A 15,981-nucleotide genomic window follows, 5' to 3' on the forward strand; every position below is an offset into this window, starting at 1 on the left:
CGCTTACTTGCCGGGGATCAGTCCGGCCGGGCGGAAGCGCAGCACGACGATCAGGATCACGCCCATGACCAGCAGTCGCATATGCGCGGCGCTGTCGATCAGATGCTGCTTCAAGGGTGAGCCGTCCGCCATGCCGGATGTGACCAGGCTCATCAAACTGCTGCCCCAAGGCTCGACCTGAACCCAAAGGTACCAGATCAGCATACCGCCGAGCACTGCGCCCCAATTGTTGCCGGAGCCGCCGACAACGACCATCACCCAGATCAGGAAGGTGAAGCGCAGCGGCTGGAAGGCGCCGGGCGTCAGCTGGCTTTCCATCGTGGCGAGCATCGCGCCGGCTATGCCGAGGACGGCGCAGCCCAGCACAAAGACTTGGAGATGGCGGCGCGTGACATCCTTGCCCATGGCGGATGCCGCAACTTCATTGTCGCGGATGGCGCGCATCATGCGGCCCCAGGGCGAATGGAGGGCGGCTTCAGACAGCCAGATCAAAAGGAGCAGCACGGCCAGGAAAAGCCCGGCGTAGCAGAGCTTCACGGCGACGGCTGCGGCCGAGACCGGATCGGCGCCGAACCATTGCACGACGGACAGGAAATCGGGATTGGCGCGTAGATCCACTTCGTAGGGAACGGGACGCGGAATATCGACGACGTTCTTGACTCCGCGCGCCAGCCAATCTTCATTCTTGAGAACGGCGATGACGATTTCCGCGATGCCGAGCGTAGCAATCGCCAGATAGTCCGAGCGCAGGCCGAGCGCGGTCTTGCCGATCAGCCAGCCGGCGCCAGCCGCCAAGAGAGCGCCCACGGGCCAGGATAACAGGATCGGCAGACCGAGACCGCCAAGATTGCCTTGCACGGCGGGATTAATGGCTTCGACTGCGTCGACTGCCGGATCGAGCAGGAAGCGGTAGAGGATGAAGCCGCCAGCCAGAAGAGCAGCGACGGCAAGAGCGCGGGTCTTTCCTCGGTCCATCCGGCGATAGATCAAGGCCGCAAGAGCGATCACGAGCGCACCGAATGCCAGTGCGCCGAAGATGCGCAAACCGCCGGCTTCCCAAGCACCGGGGACGGGATCGAGCCCGACCAGCACGGCCGCAAGACTGCCAAGCGCCACGAAGCCCATCGTGCCGACATTATACAGGCCGGCATAGCCCCACTGGATGTTGACGCCGAGCGCCATGACCGCGGAAATCAGGCCCATATTGATGATGGCGAGGGCCGAGTTCCAGCTCTGGGTAAAGCCGGTCAGCACGATGAGGGCTGCCATGGCGCCGAACATGAGGAGGTTGCGCTGGGTTCCCGTCATCGCACTCACGCCGCTTTGCCCTTGAACAGGCCGGACGGCTTGAACAGCAGAACCAGCACGAGAACGGAGAAGGAAACGGCGACCTTGTAGTCGGTGGTCAGAAGCTGCAGCAGCCCATCAGGCTGCCAATCATCAGGCAGGAGGTAGGTCGCCACCTTGCGGAAGCTGTAGGTGACGGCGACTTCCGAGAACGCCACCACGAAACCGCCCGCGATGGCGCCGAGCGGGTTGCCCAGGCCGCCAACCACCGCTGCCGCGAAGATCGGCAGCAGAAGCTGGAAGTATGTGAACGGGCGGAAGGACTTGTCGAGGCCGTAAAGAACGCCGGCGATCGTTGCCAGAGCGGCGGCAAGGATCCAGGTAATGGCGACGACGCGTTCGGGATTGATGCCGGACAGCAGCGCAAGGTTCTCGTTGTCGGAAAAGGCGCGCATGGACTTGCCGGTGCGCGTCTTCTCCAGAAACCAGTAGAGCCAAGCCACCACGACGACGGCGGCGATCAACGAGATCACCTGCGATACGCGCAGCGCGATCGGCTCCGCCAGACCGGTCCATGTCTTGAATTGCGCGGCGGTAAACACAAAGCGCGCGCCATCGGCAAACTGGCGATCGTCCACGCCGATGATCATGCGCACCACGCCGTTCATCACGAACATGACGCCGAGCGACACCATCACGAGGATGATCGACGGCACCTTGTTGCGGCGGTAATGGCGATAGACCAGCCGGTCGGTTGCCAGCACAAAGGTAGCAGTTGCGATTATGCCGACCGGCAGCGCGATCAGGGCTGTGGGCAGCGGGCCGAAGCTGATGCCGATAGACTGCAATAGCCAGGTCACCAGGATCGTGGCCATGGTGCCGAAAGCCATCGTGTCGCCATGCGCGAAATTGGAAAAGCGCATGATGCCGTAGATCAGCGTCGCGCCGAGCGCACCCAGCGCCAGCTGCGCACCGTAGGTTGCGCCGGGAAGAAGCACATAGTTGGTGAACGCGACCAGGGCGTTGGCGGCATCCATTTGCGTCAGCCTCCGAGGAAGGTGCGGCGCACCTCGGGATTGTCGAGGAGTTCGCGCCCCGATCCGGTGAAGCGGTTGCCGCCCTGCACCAGCACATAGCCGCGATCGGCGATCTCGAGCGCCTGGCGGGCGTTCTGCTCGACCATGAGAATGGTGATGCCGATGCGCGCCACGTCGATGATGCGGTCGAACAACTCGTCCATGACGATCGGGCTGACGCCCGCGGTCGGTTCGTCGAGCATCAGCACCTGCGGCTCGGTCATTAGCGCCCGGCCAACCGCGACTTGCTGGCGCTGACCGCCGGATAGCTCGCCCGCCGGTTGGCGACGCTTTTCGCGCAGGATGGGGAACAGGTCATAGACCTGCTCGATCGTCTTGCGGATATCATCGCGGCGCAGAAAGGCCCCCATCTCCAGGTTTTCTTCCACCGTCATGGAGGTGAAGACATTGTGGGTTTGCGGCACGAAGCCCATGCCCTTGGCGACGCGCTGCTGAGGCTGGAGCGCGGTGATATCCTCGCCGCCCAGCCGCACCGAGCCCGACCGCAGCGGCAGCATGCCGAACAGCGCTTTCATCGCCGTGGACTTGCCGGCTCCGTTCGGGCCGACGATGACCGCAATCTCGCCCTTCGCGGCGGTGATGGTGCAGGTCTTCAGGATGTCGGCGGCACCGTAGCCGCCGGTCATCGCCTCGCCGACCAGATACGGCTCGGCCTGTGTTGTGTCGGGGCTCATAGTGTCAGTGCTGCCGTTTCAGGCTGCGCAAGTGCCCGGTTCTTCAGACCCGTGCCGAGATAGGCTTCGATCACCTGCTCGTTGCGGATGATCTCGTCGGGCGCGCCCGTCGCCAGAACCTTGCCCTGCGCCATCACGATCACCGAATGGCAAAGACGGGCGATGAAGTCCATGTCGTGCTCGATCACGCAGAAAGTGTAGCCACGCTCCTTGTTCAAGCGCACGATCGCCTCGCCGATGGTCTTCAGCAGGGTGCGATTGACGCCGGCACCGACCTCATCGAGAAACACGATCTTGGCGTCGACCATCATGGTGCGGCCGAGTTCGACGAGTTTCTTCTGCCCGCCGGACAGGTTTCCGGCCTTCTCATCGCGCAGGTGAGACAAAGTGAGGAAGTCCAGCACGCCTTCCGCCTTGTCGCGCAAACGGCGCTCTTCCTGCGCGATGGCGCCGCGGCGAAACCAAGCATTCCAAAGCGTTTCGCCCTGCTGATTGCCTGGCACCATCATCAGGTTTTCGAGCACGGTCATGGAGCTGAATTCATGCGCGATCTGGAATGTGCGCAGCAGCCCCTTAGAGAAAAGCACATGCGGCGGTAGCCCGGTGATGTCTTCGCCGGCCATGGTCACCCGTCCCGACGTCGGCTGGTGCACGCCGGCAATCAGGTTGAAGAGCGTCGACTTGCCTGCCCCGTTCGGCCCGATCAAACCGGTGATCTCGCCTTGAGCGATCTCCAGTGACACACCATCGACGGCGTGGAAGCCGCCGAAGCGTTTGATCATATCCTGGACGACGATCATCCAGTCTCCCAATCCTGATAGTTCGATGCCGAAGAGCACTGCGGCACAGAGATAAAGGCGGTGCCGGACAGTCTTCAGGACCGCCCGGCATTGCGTTCTGTGTCAGATCTTAGTGGAACTTAACGGTCTTGACCGCTCCGCCTTCGATTTCCTGCTCACGGAACGCACCTGCGCTTTCGCCCGGCTCGATCAGCTCGACAGCGGATGCGCCGACATAGTCGATGTCGCCGCCATCCTTCAGGATCTGCAGCGCCTTCGCCAGTTCACCCGGGTAGATCTTCTCGCCCGGTGCATTGGCAACGTCCATGATCTTGGACTTGTAGTCGGCCGAGGCCGAAGACTTGGCAGCCTGCATGGCCAGCAGCATGAGCGCGGTGGCATCATAGGTTTCCGGAACGAAGGTCGCCGACCCGGCAATGCCTGCCTTTTCCGTCATTTCCATCAGCTTGGCCGCGCCCGGGCTGTCCGTTCCGGGCAGGTTGCCGAAGGCGCCGTCGAGTTGCGTGCCGAAACGCTTGACGAGGCTGGCACCCCACATGCCATTCGGAAACGCGAACTTGGAAAAGGCGCCCGTATCAAGAACCGTTTGCACGATGCCCGCACCGCCCTGATCCGCATAACCAGCAATAACCAGCGCGTCGCCGCCAGCCGAGGCGAGCGAGCCCACTTCTGCCGAATAATCGCCCTTGCCGTCTTCATGCGGGGCGCTCAGCGTGACCTTGCCGCCGAGCTTCTCGAAGGCGGTCTGCACGGACGAGGCAACGCCCTTGCCGTAGTCGTTGTTGGTGTAGGAAATCGCCACGCTCTTGATGCCGCGGTCCCGCATGATCTGCGCCAGCACTTCGCCTTCACGTGCATCCGACGGAGCCGTGCGGAAGAACAGTCCCTTGTCCTCCAGCGTCGAAAGCGCGGGCGAAGTGGCGGACGGCGAAATCAACACGATGCCGTTGGGCACCGCGACATTGGTGAGAACGGCAGTGGCTGCACCCGAGCAACTCGGCCCGATGATACCAGCCACCTTGTCACCCGTAATCAGCCGTTCGGCCGCCGCTGTCGCCGCACCGGCATCGATGCAGGTCTCGTCTGCGCGTACGGCCGTGACCTTGGCGCCATCAAGGAAAAGGCCGGAATCATTGACTTCCTTGATCACGAGTTCGGCCGCCTGCGCCATCGGCGGAGTCAGCGTTTCAATTGGGCCGGTGAAGCCCATTTCGATGCCGATCTTGACGTCTTCAGCCTTGGCCGCCGTCGCCAGCACCAGAAGCGATGCAGAAACGAGTAGAAACTTCTTCATACCATTCTCCCTGTCACCCGATCGTTCCCCGATGGTATTCCACCGATGCGTGCAGCCCTTGTGAGCCGACGTCGAACTTCGCGGGTTACAAGGCAGTATTCCGGCTTGTTTTTCCAGAGGCCATTGTGCCGCTTCACCGGAAACGACACAATTTTGATGGTTTAGCGCGTTGGCGAGCCGCAAGGGAGAGCCGGCACGCGTCCAGCAGGGGCGATGGCTAGACTTTCGTGACCAACGCCAATGCACGCACAGGACTGCCCGTGCCGCCAACGATCTTCAGCGGCGCCACAATGAGGATCGCGCCCTTAGGCGGGAGCTTGTCGAGGTTTACCAAGCTGGCGAGGCCGTATTTGTTGTTCTTGTGCAGCAGGTTGTGCGCCGGAAATGGCGGTTCGAAGCCGCCGGCGCCACCGGCATCCGTGCCGATGCATTGCGTGCCCCAGCCGATCGCGCCGCGTTGAAGAATATAGTCGATGCAGTCGGGCGATGGTCCGGGTGAATGGGGGCCGTTCTCGTCGGCGTTCAGGAAGCTGTCTTCGGAGCCGTTGCGCTTGTCCCAGTCGGTGCGCATTACGACCCATTCACCCGGATTGATCGCGCCATGTTCGGCTTCCCAGGCCTTCACGCCGTCGGCCGTCAGCAGGAAGTCGGGGTTCTCCGCCGTTTGCGCCGAGCAATCGATAACGTTGACGGGCGCGACGAAGTTCTTGACGGGGATCGTGTCGGTGAAGCCGTCCGAATAGTCTTTGCCGGTAATCCAGTGATGCGGCGCATCGAAATGGGTGCCGGAATGCTCGCCGACCTTCAGCCAGTTCCAGGCCCAGAATGGCCCGTCCTGATCATATTCGGAAATGCGATGGATCTCGATCTTCGGCGTGTCCTTGGCGAACTCCGGCGGCAGCTTCAACAGCGGCGTGTCAGGGCCAAGTGGGGCGGTCAGATCGACAACCTCGACCCCGCCTGTTCCCAGCAGATCCGCGAGTTGCCCCAGAGTCGTCGCAGTCGTCATCGGTCGAGCCTCCTCAATCAGGCGCAATGGCCTTTGTCCGCGACCCGCATCTCGTTGATGGAAGGGTGCCGCTTGTTCCCGGGAGAAAGTCTAGGCATAAAAATATGCGTCTGCAAACATCCTTGTTGCGGTGCCAGCATCAAAGACAAGATGTAAGCAGGTTGATCTGGCTGTGCTGAAACGGCTAAGCCGCGCTCGGGATTATGCCTCACAGGCACAAAGCACAGCGGTAGCAACAAGGGAAACAAGCAAGTTGACCGCGGATCAGACCGAGAGGGATCATTGGCTGGACGGCGAAACCAAGATCGCCGATGCGCCCGACAAGCATGGCGATGAGACGCATCTGTGGCTTCGTCTGCTCACCTGCACGACGTTGATCGAGACCGAGATTCGGCGCGGATTGCGCGAGGAGTTCGACTTCACCCTGCCGCGTTTCGATCTGCTGGCTCAGCTGGAGCGCGCCGAAAATGGCATGGTGCTCGGCGAAATATCCAAGCGGATGATGGTGTCGGCGGGCAATCTGACCGCTCTTGTAGAGCGGTTGGTGGAAAGCGGCCACATCACGCGCACGACCTCGCCTTCCGACCGTCGGGTGCAGATCGTCACGCTCACGCCCTTCGGACACAGCGCCTTTGGTGAAATGGCCGAACGCCATCGTGCCTGGTTGAACAACCTGTTCTCAGGCGTGTCGGCGGAAGAACGGGATGTGCTTCTGGCCGCGCTCGCCAAGCTCAAGATCTCCGTGCGGCAGGGCCTGGCACAAGAGCGCTGAGCGTCTGACAGCGCTGCTCGTGGCCACAGCAATAATCACCGACCGGTAAAAACTTTAAGCTTGAAACTTCTTTCGAAGAGGTCCACCCTCGCGGTGCCTTGGATGGTCCGCTCTGCGTGGATCGAAGCGAAGGAAGAAGCATATGCGGATGGTTTGCATCGGCGGGGGCGCTGCCGGCCTGTATTTTGCGCTGCTGATGAAGCGGCAGCATCCTGCGCATGAGATCACCGTGATCGAGCGCAACAAGCCGTTTGATACATTCGGCTGGGGCATTGTTTTTTCCGACGCCACCATGCAGTCCATGCGGCAATGGGACCCGCAAACGGCGCAGGTGATCGAAGACAGCTTCAACCACTGGGACGACATCGAGCTTCTGTTCAAGGGTCGGCGCATCCGCACAACCGGGCATGGCTTTGTCGGCATTGGCCGCAAGAAGATGCTGAACATCCTGCAGGATCGCTGCATCGAGCTTGGCGTAGAATTGCAGTTCGAGCGCGAAGTGGATTCCGACACCGAGTTCCCCGATGCCGATCTGATCATCGCCGCCGATGGCGTAAACTCGAAAATCCGCAGGAAGTACGAGACCGTCTTCAAGCCCGACCTCCTAGTGCGGCCGAACCGCTTCATCTGGCTCGGCACCAACAAGCGTTATGACGCCTTTACCTTCGACTTCCGCCGTACGGAGCACGGCTGGTTCCAAGCGCATATCTACCGCTTCGACGAGAATACCTCGACCTTCATCGTTGAAACGACGGAAGAGACGTTCAAGGCGCATGGCCTCGATCAGATAGATCAAGATCAGTCCATCGCGTTTTGCGAGGCCGTGTTTTCGGAAACGCTGGAAGGTCACAGCCTGCTGAGCAATGCGCGCCATCTGCGCGGTTCGGCCTGGCTTAACTTCAACCGCCTGATCTGCGACAAATGGAGCCTGCATAACGGCAGCAGCCATGTCGTCCTGATGGGCGACAGCGCGCATACAGCGCATTTCGCGATCGGCTCCGGCACCAAGCTGGCGCTTGACGACGCCATCGAGCTGACCCGCCAGTTCGACCTTGCCGGCCATGAGGCCGAGAAGATCCCGGCCGTTCTCGACGCCTATGAGGACATCAGGCGCGTGGATGTGGCGCGCATTCAGAACGCCGCACGCAATGCGATGGAATGGTTCGAAGTCGTCGGCGAACGCTATGCAGAGCATTTCGAGCCGGAACAGTTCATGTATTCCATGCTGACGCGTTCGCAGCGGATCAGCCATGAAAACCTGCGGCTGCGTGATCCGATCTGGCTGGAAGGTTACGAGCGGTGGTTTGCAGAGCGGGCCGGCGTTCAGCCGGGCGCGAACGGACAGGTGCCGCCGCCGATGTTCACGCCTTATTCCATCAAGGACCTGACGCTGCACAACCGCATCGTGATGTCGCCGATGGCCATGTATTCGGCAACCGATGGCCTCGCCAACGACTTCCACCTTGTCCATCTCGGTTCGCGCGCCATGGGTGGAGCGGCGTTGATCTTCCCTGAAATGACCTGCGTGTCGCCTGATGGGCGTATCACGCCGGGCTGCCTCGGCCTGTGGACCGACGAACAGGGTGCAGCGCTGAAGCGCCTCGTTGATTTCGTTCACACCCAGACGCCCGCCAAGATCGGCATCCAGCTCGGCCATGCCGGCCGTAAGGGTTCAACCAAGCTTGCCTGGGAAGGCATGGATCAGCCGGTGGATGAAGGCGGCTGGGACCTGATTTCCGCATCCGCCCTGCCCTACAAGCCCGCATCCCACACACCGCGCGCCATGACGCGCGAGGATATGGATCGCGTCGTCGCCGACTTCGTTTCCGCCACGAAGCGGGCCGTAGCGGCCGGGTTCGACATGCTGGAACTGCATGCCGCACATGGCTATCTCCTGTCGAGCTTCCTGTCGCCGCTGACCAACAAGCGTGAGGACGAGTATGGCGGCAGCGCCGAGAACCGTGCTCGTTTCCCGCTGGAAGTGTTCAGGGCCGTAAAGACGGCATGGCCGGAAAACAAGCCGATCTCCGTGCGCTTGTCGGCGCATGACTGGTATGAGGGCGGCAACACGCCGGAAGACGCGACGGTCTTTGCGCAGATGTTCAAGGATGCCGGCGCCGACATGATCGACTGCTCGTCGGGCCAGGTGGTGAGCGAGGAGAAGCCGGTTTATGGCCGCCTGTTCCAAACGCCGTTTTCCGACAAGATCCGCAACGAAATCGAAGTGCCGACCATTGCCGTTGGCGCGATCTCGGAGGCCGACCATGCCAACTCGATCATCGCGGCAGGGCGAGCGGATTTGTGCGCGGTAGCGCGACCACATTTGGCCGATCCCGCTTTCGTTCTGCACGAAGCGGCCAAGATCGGGTTTGAAGGCCAGCAATGGCCCAAGCAGTATCACTCCGGGCGTGCGCAGTATGTGACGAACCTGCAGCGCGCGGCAGCCGAGGCCAAGCGGTGAGCCGCCATGCTTTCGTGACCGGCGCCGGCAGCGGTATCGGCAGGGTCATTGCGCTGAAACTGGCAGAAGCGGGCTATGCGGTGACGTTGGCCGGTCGTCGGGCTGAGCCGCTGCAAGCGGCGGCAACGGAGATTGCGGCAAGCGGCGGCATGAGCTCCGTTCTCGACGGATTGGACGTCACGGACGAGGCAGTTGTGCAGGCTGGCGTTTCGCGTGCTGTGGCCGAGGCTGGGCCAATCGCCGTACTCGTGAACTGTGCCGGCGAAGCGCCATCGGCACCCTTCGAAAAGACGGGCTTGGACCTGTGGAATCGCGTGCTGGGCATCAATCTCACCGGCACCTTCCTGACCACGCAGGCCGCCCTGCCCTCGATCAAACAGGCCGGCAATGGCCGCATCGTCAACATCGCCAGCACGGCGGGCATGACCGGCTATCCCTACGTCTCTGCCTACTGCGCCTCCAAGCATGGCGTGATCGGACTGACCCGCGCCCTGGCCTTGGAACTGGCGAAAACGGATGTGACGGTGAATGCGGTCTGCCCCGGCTTCACCGACACGCCGCTGCTGGACGGGGCGATCGACGTGATTACCGGCAAAACTGGGCGGACGGCGGATGAAGCCCGCGCCAGCCTCGCGCGCAGCAACCCGCAAGGCCGATTGGTGACGCCTGAAGAGGTGGCGCATGCCGTGATATGGCTGGTGTCGCCGGCCGCAGGTTCCATCACCGGACAAGCGATTGCGGTTGCCGGCGGCGAAGTGATGGCTGGGTAGGATCAAGAACAAGGGCGCGGGACTGCATGACGGTGCGGTTGATGCAGCCTGGAACGGAGGAAAACTGATGACCAACGCGATGCAGAACAAGCAGCGTCCGTTCAAGACCCACAAGGCCAGCCACTTCCTGTTCGAAACGGACGAGGATGGTCGCGTTGCCACCATCACGCTCAACCGTCCCGAGAAGAAGAATCCGCTGACCTTCGAAAGCTACGAGGAACTCGGCGACCTGTTCCGCTCGCTGCATCGCGCCAGCGATGTGCGTGTTGTGGTTCTGCGCGGCGCTGACAACAACTTTTCCTCGGGCGGCGATGTGTTCGACATCATCGAGCCCCTGACCACGATGACAATGCCGGACCTCCTGGCTTTCACCCGCATGACCGGCGATCTCGTGCGCCAGATCCGCGCCTGCCCGCAGCCGGTGATTGCCGCAGTGGATGGGATCTGCGCCGGCGCCGGGGCGATCCTGGCAATGGCTTCGGATTACCGCTTGGCAACGCCGGAAGCGAAAACCGCTTTCCTGTTTACCCGCGTCGGTCTGGCCGGTGCGGATATGGGCGCGTGCGGCATTCTTCCGCGCATTATCGGCCAAGGGCGTGCGGCAGAACTCCTGTTTACCGGCCGCGTTCTGAGCGCTGCAGAGGGGCATGCCTGGGGCTTCTACAACGCCCTGCATGAACGCGCTGCCCTGATCGAGGAAGCTCAGCGCTTTGCGCGCACGTTGGCAGATGGGCCCTGGTTCGCGCATTCCATGACCAAGAAGATGCTCGATCAGGAATGGTCGATGGGCATTGATGAGATGCTCGAATCGGAAGCGCAGGCGCAGGCGATCTGCATGGCGACCGGTGACTTTCGCCGCGCCTTTGAGGCTTTCGCGGGAAAAACCAAGCCGGCCTTCGAGGGCAACTGAGCCATGGCGGATCATTCCCATAGCATCGCCCGCGCGCCATCACGCGATCATCTGGACTGGCCCTTCTTTGGTCCAGAACATCGCGATCTCGCCGGGCAGCTGGATGCCTTTATCGCACAGGGCGGGCTGGGTGAGATCGACCATGGCGATGCGGATAATGCCTGCAAGGCACTGGTGCGGCGGCTGGGCGACGCGGGCTTCCTGCGCCAATGCGTGCCGTCAGTCTATGGCGGGGCGTCCGAGATCATCGACAGCCGTGCCCTTTGCGTAATGCGCGAAACGCTGGCCTATGCCGACGGTCTGGCGGACTTTGCCTTCGCCATGCAGGGGCTCGGCACAGGCGCGATCAGCCTGTCAGGCTCGGACGCCATCAAGAGCGACGTGCTGCCGCGCATTGCCAAGGGCGAGTTGATCTCGGGCTTTGCTCTCACCGAGCCGGAAGCAGGGTCGGACGTCGCTGCGATGGCGACGACGGCTGACCGCGATGGCGACGACTACGTGCTGAATGGCGAGAAGATCTTCATCTCCAACGGCGGCATCGCCGATATCTACACGGTTTTTGCCCGTACCGGAGAAGCGCCGGGCACACGCGGCATCTCCGCCTTTGTCGTCTTCGCCGATGCGCCGGGCCTGGTCGTGGCTGAGCGGATCGAAACGATCGCGCCGCACCCCCTAGCCCGCATCCGCTTCGAGAACTGCCGCGTTCCCGCGGCCCAGATGCTCGGCACGCCCGGCGAAGGCTTCAAGATCGCCATGCGCACGCTCGACATCTTTCGTCCATCGGTCGCGGCCGCCGCACTTGGCTTCGCGCGTCGCGCGCTGGATGAAGCGGTCGCTCACGCCACATCGCGCAAGATGTTCGGGGCGACGCTCGGCGATCTTCCCACGGCGCAAAGTACCCTCGGCGACATGGCTACCGCCATCGATGCGGGGTCGCTTTTGACCATCCGCACAGCTTGGCGCCGCGACGTGCAGAAGCTGCCGATCACGCGCGAAGCGGCCATGGCAAAGATGACTGCCACGGAGAACGCGCAATGGGTCATCGATCAGGCGCTGCAGCTGTTTGGCGGGCGCGGTGTGCGCGTCGGCGAGATTACCGAGCGGCTTTACCGCGAGATCCGGGCCCTTCGCATCTATGAAGGGGCCACCGAGGTCCAGAAGCTGATCATCGGCCGCGAATTGATGAAGGCGGCCCGCTCATGACCTGCACCCACAAAAATCGACCGCTTGTCCGCTCCGCCGCGCAGCGACAACCAGCATCTGAATGGAGAAGGACATGAGCGTCACCGACCTGTCCGAACGGCCGAAGGCCTCGCCGAACCGCATCCTCCAGCCTGAGGGTTGGGAACGGCCGCGCGGTTATTCCAACGGCATCGAAGCACGGGGTCGCATCGTCTTCGTTGGCGGGCAGATCGGCTGGACCGGGCAGTGCAAATTCGAAGCCCATGATCTTGCCGGCCAAGTCCGGCAAACGCTGGAAAACATCGTCGCCATTCTCGGCGAAGCCGGCGCCGGCCCTGAGCACATCACGACCATGACCTGGTATGTGCTGGACCGCAAAGACTATTCCGCCTCGCTGAAGGAAATTGGCGCCGCCTACAAGGCCGTGATCGGGCGCAATTTCCCGGCGATGGCCGTGGTTCAGGTTTCCGGCCTCGTGGAAGACGAAGCGCTCGTCGAAATCCAGGCGACGGCCGTGGTTCCGGACTGACCCGATGGCTGTTTCCCTGACGCGAGACGGCGAGATCGCCCATCTCATCATCGACAATCCGCCCGTGAACGCGACATCGCACGCGGTGCGCGCTGGCTTGATGCAGGCGCTGGCGCAAGCCAATTCGGATGAGACGGTATCCGCGATCGTGCTGAGTTGCGCCGGCCGAACTTTTGTAGCCGGTGCCGACGTCAAGGAATTCGGCCAGCCACCACAGCAGCCCTTTTTGCCCGACGTGGTCAGTGCCATCGAAGCTTCGTCCAAGCCGATCGTCGCCGCAATCCATGGCACCGCTTTGGGCGGGGGGCTGGAACTGGCGCTCGCTTGTCACGGCCGGGTGGCGAGCGCGGACGCCGAACTCGGTCTGCCGGAAGTAAAGCTCGGCATCGTTCCAGGTGCCGGCGGCACGCAGCGGCTGCCACGCTTGATCGGCGTTCCACTGGCGATGGATCTGGTTTCCAGCGGCCGCCGCATGGACACGGCCGAAGCTGAAGCCTGCGGCCTCATCGACGTGGTCGCGGAGGGCGATCTTATTAGCGCCGCCATGGCCCTCGCCAGCAGTCTCGTGGGCTGCGAACCGCGCCAAACCAGTTCGCTCGCCATGCCGGCTTTCGATGAAGGTGAAGCGCAAAAGCAGTTTGCTGCTGTGGAGAAGAAAGCGCGCGGACAGCAATCGCCGGCTGCTGCCGCACGCCTTGTTCTCCAGGCCGCACAGTTGTCCTTCGCTGAGGGTCTGGCCGCTGAGCGCGTATGCTTCCTCGAGCTGGTTCAGTCCGATCAGTCCAAGGCGCTGCGGCATGTCTTCGCCGCCGAGCGTGTTGCTGCAAAGGTGCCGGGCCTGGAAGAGGTCAAGCCGCGGGCCGTTCAAACCGTCGGCGTTGTTGGCGCCGGTCTGATGGGCGCTGGCATTGCCGTCGCCTTTCTTCACGCCGGCTACACGGTGCGCGTCGTTGAGCGCGACGAGACATCGATGAAAGCCGGCCGTGTTCGCATCGAAGGACTGTTTACGCGGCTCGTAAAATCCGGCCGCATCAGCGAGGTCGATCGCGCCGAGCAGCTGGGTCGCCTCAGCACCTTCGCCGACCGGAGCGCGCTTGCTCCCTGCGATCTGGTGATCGAAGCCGTGTTCGACGATCTTGCGGTGAAGACGGAGCTTTTCGCCGAACTCTCCACCATCGTTCGCCCGGACGCCATTCTCGCGACCAACACCAGCTATCTCGACCCGGACGAAATCGCAGCCGTCGTGACAAACCCTGAGCGGTTCCTTGGCCTGCACTTCTTCTCGCCGGCCAATATCATGCGGCTGGTGGAGGTGGTTCGCACGGCACAGGTCGCGCCGGTCGTGCTTGCAACCGGCCTCGCCGTCGTCAAGCGGCTCGGCAAGCTAGGCGTGATCAGCGGCGTGTGCGAAGGCTTCATCGGCAATCGCCTGTTCACAGCCTATCGCCGTGAATGCGACTTCATGCTGGAAGACGGCGTGCTGCCGCACGAAATCGATGCGGCGCTTGAAAACTATGGCTTTGCCATGGGTCCGTATGCCGTCAACGATATGGCCGGCCTGGATATTTCCTGGGCCCGCCGCAAGCGCAACGCAGCAACGCGTGATCCGAGCAAGCGATACGTGACCATCGCAGATCGCTTGTGTGAAGCCGGGCGCTTCGGTCAGAAAAGCGGCAAAGGCTACTACGCCTACCCGGACGGCCGCCGCATGGTCGATCCCGAAGTGACCGCTATCATCGAACAATCGTCGCGGGACGCCGGTATCGACCGCCGTCCCTTCGAAGCCGCCGACATCGTTTCGCGCGTGCTGGATGGGATCGTTTCCGAAGGACGCAAGATCCTCGACGAGGGCATCGCTCTGCGCGCGTCCGACATCGATCTCGTTCTGATCAATGGCTACGGCTACCCCGCTTGGCGCGGTGGGCCGATGGTTCAGGCAGGAATTCAGTGATGGTTGGTAACGCTTACATCGTCGACGGCCTGCGTACGCCCATCGGACGCTATGGCGGCAGTCTTTCATCGGTGCGGACCGACGATCTTGCCGCCCACCCCATCCGCGCCTTGATGCAGCGCTTCCCGCAGATACCGGCCGAAGCGATCGAGGAGGTCGTCCTCGGCTGTGCCAACCAGGCCGGCGAAGACAATCGCAATGTCGCGCGCATGGCGGTGCTGCTTTCGGGTCTTACGGCGACAACCGCAGGCACGACCATCAACCGCCTGTGCGGCTCGGGGCTGGACGCGGTCGGCTATGCCGCGCGCGCAGTCCGCCTTGGCGAAGCCGATCTGGTGATCGCAGGCGGCGTGGAATCCATGTCGCGCGCGCCCTTCGTCATGCCGAAGGCAACAACGCCGTTTGCCCGTCAAAACGAGATCCATGACACAACGATCGGCTGGCGTTTCGTCAACAAGCTGATCGAAAAGCAATATGGCATCGACTCCATGCCAGAAACGGCGGAGAACGTCGCTGCGCAATACGGCATCTCCCGCGCTGACCAGGATGCCTTCGCGCTGCGCAGCCAGGAACGCGCGCTTGCGGCTCAAGCCAATGGCCGCTTTGTTCGCGAGATCGCACCAATAGACGTTCCAGCTAGTAAGGGCACGACGGCCACGGTCGATCAAGACGAGCATCCGCGTCAAACCACGCTGGAAAAGCTTGCCGCTCTGGGAACCCCGTTCCGACAGGGCGGAACCGTCACGGCGGGCAATGCTTCCGGAGTCAATGATGGTGCGGCCGCGCTGTTGCTCGCGTCGGAACAGGCCGTTGCAAAATACGGCTTGAGCCCGTTGGCCCGGATCACGGGCATGGCGACCGTTGGGGTTGCGCCCTCGATCATGGGCATCGGCCCCGTGCCTGCCACGCAGAAGCTTCTCGCGACCAAAGGGCTTGGCATCGGCGACATCGATGTCATAGAGCTCAACGAAGCCTTCGCGGCGCAGTCCCTTGCCTGCCTGCGCCAACTCGGCCTTCCCGACGATGGCGACTTCATCAATCCGAATGGCGGCGCGATTGCGCTCGGCCATCCTCTCGGCATGTCCGGTGCGCGCTTGGCGCTGACGACGGCGATCGATCTGGCAGACAGAAAAGCGCAACGCGCTGTGGCGACCCTTTGCATCGGTGTCGGCCAGGGCATCGCAATGTTGCTGGAACAACCCTGACACGCTGCGTGCGCCTTGCGTGGCGCACGCAAACTAAAGG

Annotated in this window: 14 protein-coding genes; 8 read left to right on the forward strand and 6 right to left on the reverse strand. The window is 62.5% G+C overall.

Annotation, left to right across the window (positions count from 1 at the left end; all coding sequences use genetic code 11):
• Positions 1–3: 3 nt before the first annotated feature.
• From IE166_RS18270 to IE166_RS18295, 6 genes are all read right to left on the reverse strand, one after another.
• Positions 4–1,308, reverse strand: coding sequence for a branched-chain amino acid ABC transporter permease (locus tag IE166_RS18270; RefSeq protein WP_189506776.1), 1,305 nt, complete (start codon positions 1,306–1,308; stop codon positions 4–6).
• A 5-nt stretch (positions 1,309–1,313) separates the two neighbouring features.
• A complete protein-coding gene (locus tag IE166_RS18275; RefSeq protein WP_189506778.1) occupies positions 1,314–2,324 on the reverse strand; it encodes a branched-chain amino acid ABC transporter permease in 1,011 nt (336 codons plus the stop codon).
• Positions 2,325–2,329: 5 nt separating this feature from the next.
• Positions 2,330–3,058, reverse strand: coding sequence for an ABC transporter ATP-binding protein (locus IE166_RS18280; protein ID WP_189506780.1), 729 nt, complete (start codon positions 3,056–3,058; stop codon positions 2,330–2,332).
• Complete coding sequence (locus IE166_RS18285; protein ID WP_189506782.1) at positions 3,055–3,858, reverse strand: ABC transporter ATP-binding protein; 804 nt, start codon at positions 3,856–3,858, stop codon at positions 3,055–3,057. The genes IE166_RS18280 and IE166_RS18285 overlap by 4 nt, the downstream gene beginning before the upstream one ends.
• 109 nt (positions 3,859–3,967) lie before the next feature.
• Positions 3,968–5,152: an ABC transporter substrate-binding protein gene (locus tag IE166_RS18290; RefSeq protein WP_189506784.1), complete on the reverse strand. Its 1,185-nt coding sequence runs from the start codon at positions 5,150–5,152 to the stop codon at positions 3,968–3,970.
• A 217-nt stretch (positions 5,153–5,369) separates the two neighbouring features.
• On the reverse strand, positions 5,370–6,161 hold the full coding sequence (locus IE166_RS18295; protein ID WP_189506786.1) for a cyclase family protein: 792 nt from the start codon (positions 6,159–6,161) through the stop codon (positions 5,370–5,372).
• A gap of 253 nt (positions 6,162–6,414) precedes the next feature.
• Between IE166_RS18295 and IE166_RS18300 the strand changes: the two genes are divergently transcribed.
• The 8 genes from IE166_RS18300 to pcaF all read left to right on the forward strand — a co-directional run bounded on the left by IE166_RS18300 (position 6,415) and on the right by pcaF (position 15,941).
• Positions 6,415–6,933, forward strand: a complete 519-nt coding sequence (locus tag IE166_RS18300) for a MarR family winged helix-turn-helix transcriptional regulator (protein WP_189506788.1) — start codon at positions 6,415–6,417, stop codon at positions 6,931–6,933.
• Positions 6,934–7,075: 142 nt separating this feature from the next.
• A complete protein-coding gene (locus IE166_RS18305; protein WP_189506790.1) occupies positions 7,076–9,394 on the forward strand; it encodes a bifunctional salicylyl-CoA 5-hydroxylase/oxidoreductase in 2,319 nt (772 codons plus the stop codon).
• Positions 9,391–10,164, forward strand: coding sequence for an SDR family NAD(P)-dependent oxidoreductase (locus IE166_RS18310; protein WP_244641576.1), 774 nt, complete (start codon positions 9,391–9,393; stop codon positions 10,162–10,164). The genes IE166_RS18305 and IE166_RS18310 overlap by 4 nt, the downstream gene beginning before the upstream one ends.
• 67 nt (positions 10,165–10,231) lie before the next feature.
• The gene (locus IE166_RS18315; protein WP_189506794.1) at positions 10,232–11,074 is read left to right on the forward strand and encodes an enoyl-CoA hydratase family protein; all 843 of its coding nucleotides are present in this window, start codon (positions 10,232–10,234) and stop codon (positions 11,072–11,074) included.
• A 3-nt stretch (positions 11,075–11,077) separates the two neighbouring features.
• The gene (locus tag IE166_RS18320; RefSeq protein ID WP_189506796.1) at positions 11,078–12,277 is read left to right on the forward strand and encodes an acyl-CoA dehydrogenase family protein; all 1,200 of its coding nucleotides are present in this window, start codon (positions 11,078–11,080) and stop codon (positions 12,275–12,277) included.
• Positions 12,278–12,350: 73 nt separating this feature from the next.
• Positions 12,351–12,785, forward strand: a complete 435-nt coding sequence (locus IE166_RS18325) for a RidA family protein (protein WP_189506798.1) — start codon at positions 12,351–12,353, stop codon at positions 12,783–12,785.
• A gap of 4 nt (positions 12,786–12,789) precedes the next feature.
• On the forward strand, positions 12,790–14,736 hold the full coding sequence (locus IE166_RS18330) for a 3-hydroxyacyl-CoA dehydrogenase NAD-binding domain-containing protein (RefSeq protein ID WP_189506800.1): 1,947 nt from the start codon (positions 12,790–12,792) through the stop codon (positions 14,734–14,736).
• Complete coding sequence (gene pcaF, locus IE166_RS18335; RefSeq protein ID WP_189506802.1) at positions 14,736–15,941, forward strand: 3-oxoadipyl-CoA thiolase; 1,206 nt, start codon at positions 14,736–14,738, stop codon at positions 15,939–15,941. Before IE166_RS18330 ends, pcaF begins: the two co-directional genes overlap by 1 nt.
• The last annotated feature ends 40 nt before the right edge of the window (positions 15,942–15,981 follow it).

Source organism: Tianweitania populi, from assembly GCF_014652875.1.
Taxonomy (GTDB): Bacteria; Pseudomonadota; Alphaproteobacteria; order Rhizobiales; family Rhizobiaceae; genus Tianweitania; species Tianweitania populi.